Consider the following 3763-nt stretch of genomic DNA (forward strand, 5'->3'; position numbering starts at 1 on the left):
GCCGTTCAGCGCCTTGAGCGCGCGCGCCTCCAGCTCCGCATCCGCCGGGTTCACCTGCGCCGCATGGACGAGCGAGACCGCCTCGATGATCTCGTAGCGGTAGACGTCGGTGGATGCCGTGCCGCGCAGCGTGATCGCACGCTCGATCCAGCGGAGTGCCTCGGCGTAGTCCGGGGGCTCGCGGTCGAAGGCGACATAGGCGATCTCGGCCGCGAGTTCGTGCTCGGGCGCCCCGATCTTCAGCGTCTGGAGCGCCTGCATGATCGGCAGCGCGTTCGGGATCTCGGCGCGCCTGTTGTTGCGTCGGCTCTCGCTGCGGAACTGCTTGGCCCGCTGGAACAGCATCGGCGGGACATCCGGCGGAAGGTCGCGGAACAGCGCGACGAACTCCTCCGCCGAGGACTGGGTGTTGCCGGAGAGCTGGCTCTGCACCCGCTTCAGGGCCTCGGCGCCGCGCTGCTCGCGCGCCTTGGTCTCCGCGATCGCGTGCTTCGCCTCCTCGGCCTCGCGCCGCGCCGCCGCGACGCGCTGCGAAAGCGTCTGCTCGAGCAGCGCGCGGGCGCCGAACCCGCCGATCACGGCGAAGGCGAGGAACCGCAGCATCTCCGTCGAACTCTCGGCGATCCTGGCCGCGGGCTCGCCCGGAACCGTCACAAACACGACGATCGCCCCGCCTACGCCGAGCAGGATGTCGCCGATGATCCCGAACTCGTAGCTCGGCGTGCTGCCCGCGCGCCTGTGGGGCCAGATGAGACCCCGATCGCCCTGCGTATGCGCGGCCAGCAGGCCACCGAGGGCTCCCATCACGGCCACCAGTGCGACCACGTTTCCGGTCGGATAGGTGGTGGTTCCGCCGGATGGTCCGGTCTCGTGCAGCAGGCTGACCATCGCCGCGACGCCGACAAGGACGACGAGCACGATGGCTGCGGCGCTGCCAAGCGAGACGCTGTCGGGCAGTCGCGGCTCATGCCAGAGCGCCCAGAGCAGCACCGCAACGAGCAGGCCCCCGGCGATCAGCGTGAGCGTGGTCGAGGAGAGTTCCATGCGTTCCTCTGCGCTGCGCAGCCCGTAGGGAGGCAGGCTGCGCCACGCCGGGAATCGATGTCAAGCCGATCCGGTCTCGGCGATCTCGGCGATCCGGCCGCCGCTCAGCCGCGCCAGCTCGGCGGGCGTTGTCTCGAACACGTGCATCGGGCTGCCGGCGGCGGCCCAGACCCGATCGAGCACCATCAGCGCCGCGTCGATCAGCACCAGCGGCGCCACCGCATGGCCCACCGGAGCCACCCCGCCGATCGCGAAGCCGGTGGTCTCGCGCACCCATCGCCCGTCCGCGCGCTCGATCGGCGTACCGACGACCGCCGCGACCTTCGCGAGGTCGATCCGGTGCGCGCCCGAGGCGATCACCAGCACCGGCCGTCCCGAGCCCCTCGTCCGGAAGACGAGGCTCTTGGCGATCTGTGCGACGGTGCAGCCGACCGCGCGCGCCGCATCCTCCGAGGTGCGCGTGCCGACCGGGAACATCGAGATCGTGTCGGGATGCTCCGCCGCGCGCAGCGCCGCGCGCACCCGCCCGACCGAGCCCCCTTCCCCCGCCTCGTTCATGCGTGCAGTCTCCGCCAAGCCGAGAGCGGCAGCGTGCCGAGATGCGGTCGCGGCGGATCGTCGAGCAGCGCGATGTATTCAAGCGAATGCCCGTCCGGATCGTCGAAATACACGCTCGCCGCCGCCATCCAGGTGAGCACCACCGGCTCGTCGATCTCCGTCTCGCCATGGCGCGGCGTCAGCCCCGCCCAGCGCAGCGCGGCGACGCAGCGCTCGACATCGGCCAGCGCGACACGGAATGCGATGTGGCTGCGGATGAACACCGGCGAGGTGTGGATCTCCCACAGCCCGAGCATCGTCGCGCGCGCCGCGCCCATCCAGAAGAACGCGACGTGCCGCTCCGGGATACGATGCGCAAAGGAGAGCCCGAGCACATCGCGGTAGAACGCGATCGATCGGTCCAGGTCGCGCACCGTCAGATGCGCCTCGTACAGCCCCTGGATCGGCACCGACGCCATCGCCGCTCAGCCGCCGTTGGCCGCGACCCGGTCCTCTGCGTTCACGCCGAGGCTCTTGAGCTTGCGGTGCAGCGCGCTGCGCTCCATGCCGACGAAGTTCGCGGTGCGGCTGATGTTGCCGCCGAACCGGTTGAGCTGCGCGAGCAGGTACTGCTTCTCGAACAGCTCGCGCGCCTCGCGCAGGGGCAGCGCCATGATCTCGCCGGACCGGTCCGGGCGCAGCACGGGCGGGGCGGCCGCGCCGATGTCGGGCGGCAGGTGCTCGGCGCGGATGGGATCCTTCGCCTCGCCCGGCGCCATGATCAGCAGCCAGTCCATCAGGTTGCGGAGCTGGCGCACATTGCCGGGCCAGTCATAGGCCTGGAGCACCGCGACCGCATCCTCGGCCAGGTCGCGCAGCGGCAGGCCCGAGGTCTCGGCGGAGCGGGCCAGGAAGTGGCGTGCCAGCGGCGGGATGTCGTCGCGCCGCTCGCGCAACGAGGGCACGCGCAGCGGCACCACGTTCAGGCGGTAGAACAGGTCCTCGCGGAACCGTCCGGCCGCGATCTCGGCGGCGAGGTCGCGGTTGGTGGTCGCGATCACGCGCACATCGACCTTGACCCGTGTGGCTCCGCCGATCCGCTCGAAGGACTGGTCCTGGAGCACGCGCACGATCTTGCCCTGGGTCTCGAGCGGCATGTCGGCCACCTCGTCGAGCAGCAGCGTCCCGCCATGGGCGTGTTCGAGCGTGCCGGCGCGGCGCGGCTGTGCCATCGGGTCAAGCCCGGCCTCGACGCCGAACAGCTCGTCCTCCAGCCGTCCGGGGTTGAGGGTGGCGCAGTTCAGCACCATGAACGGCCCCTCGCTGCGGCGCGACCGGGCGTGGATCATGCGCGCGACCACCTCCTTGCCGGCGCCGGCGGGACCGGTGATCAGCACGCGCGATCCCGTGGGCGCGACCTTCTCGATCGCCGAGCGCAGCTCGCGGATCACGTGCGAGGCGCCGACCATCTCGGCCTCGGCGCCGGCGCGCAGGCGCAGCTCGCTGTTCTCGCGCCGGAGCTGCGCGGCCTCGATCGCGCGCCGCACCACCAGCAGCAGCCGGTCGGCCTTGAACGGCTTCTCGATGAAGTCGTAGGCGCCCTGCTGGATCGCCTGCACCGCGGTCTCGATCGTGCCGTGGCCGGAGATCATCACCACCGGCACGACCGGCTCCTCGCGATGCATCGCTTCGAGAATCTGCAGACCGTCGAGCTTCGAGCCTTGCAGCCAGACATCGAGGATGACGAGGCTCGGGCGGCGCGCGCGGAACACCGCGACGGCCTGATCGGAGTCGGCGGCCTCGCGCGTCTCGTAGCCCTCGTCGCGCAGGATGCCGGTGACCAGCATCCGGATGTCGGGCTCGTCGTCGACGATCAGGATGTCATGCGCCATGGGCCATACGGGGCATCTCGCTCATCGTCTGGGCGGGTGCTGCGGCGAGCGGCAGTGCGAGCACGACACGCGCGCCCGGCGCGCCGTCCGCCCGATCCGACAGCGCCAGCCGGCCGGCATGGTCTTCCATGATCTTCTTCACGATCGCAAGGCCGAGCCCGGTGCCCTTGGTCTTCCGCGTCACATAGGGCTCGGTGAGCGCGTCCCGTCCCTCCTCCGGCAGTCCGACTCCGTCGTCCTCGACGACGATTCGCAGTTCCCCCGGCGCCTGCTCCAGCGCCACGCGGATC

Annotated in this window: 5 protein-coding genes; all 5 read right to left on the reverse strand. The window is 71.0% G+C overall.

Features of this window, described 5'->3' with window-relative positions:
- On the reverse strand, positions 1 to 1044 hold a 1044-nt coding region (locus ACTIFU_RS23005; protein WP_439580659.1), incomplete at its 3' end, for a hypothetical protein.
- 60 nt (positions 1045 to 1104) lie between these two features.
- Positions 1105 to 1602 carry a YbaK/EbsC family protein gene (locus ACTIFU_RS23010; RefSeq protein ID WP_439580660.1) on the reverse strand — a complete coding sequence of 166 codons (498 nt, stop codon included), beginning with the start codon at positions 1600 to 1602 and terminating at the stop codon, positions 1105 to 1107.
- Positions 1599 to 2060: a VOC family protein gene (locus ACTIFU_RS23015; protein ID WP_439580661.1), complete on the reverse strand. Its 462-nt coding sequence runs from the start codon at positions 2058 to 2060 to the stop codon at positions 1599 to 1601. Before ACTIFU_RS23015 ends, ACTIFU_RS23010 begins: the two co-directional genes overlap by 4 nt.
- A gap of 6 nt (positions 2061 to 2066) precedes the next feature.
- Entirely contained in the window at positions 2067 to 3473 is a 1407-nt protein-coding gene (gene ntrX, locus ACTIFU_RS23020) for a nitrogen assimilation response regulator NtrX (protein ID WP_439580662.1), read from the reverse strand.
- A partial coding sequence (locus tag ACTIFU_RS23025; RefSeq protein ID WP_439580663.1) for an ATP-binding protein occupies positions 3463 to 3763 on the reverse strand: 301 nt, incomplete at its 5' end. The genes ntrX and ACTIFU_RS23025, both read right to left, overlap by 11 nt.

Source organism: Elioraea sp. (assembly GCF_051860475.1).
GTDB lineage: Bacteria > Pseudomonadota > Alphaproteobacteria > Acetobacterales > Acetobacteraceae > Elioraea.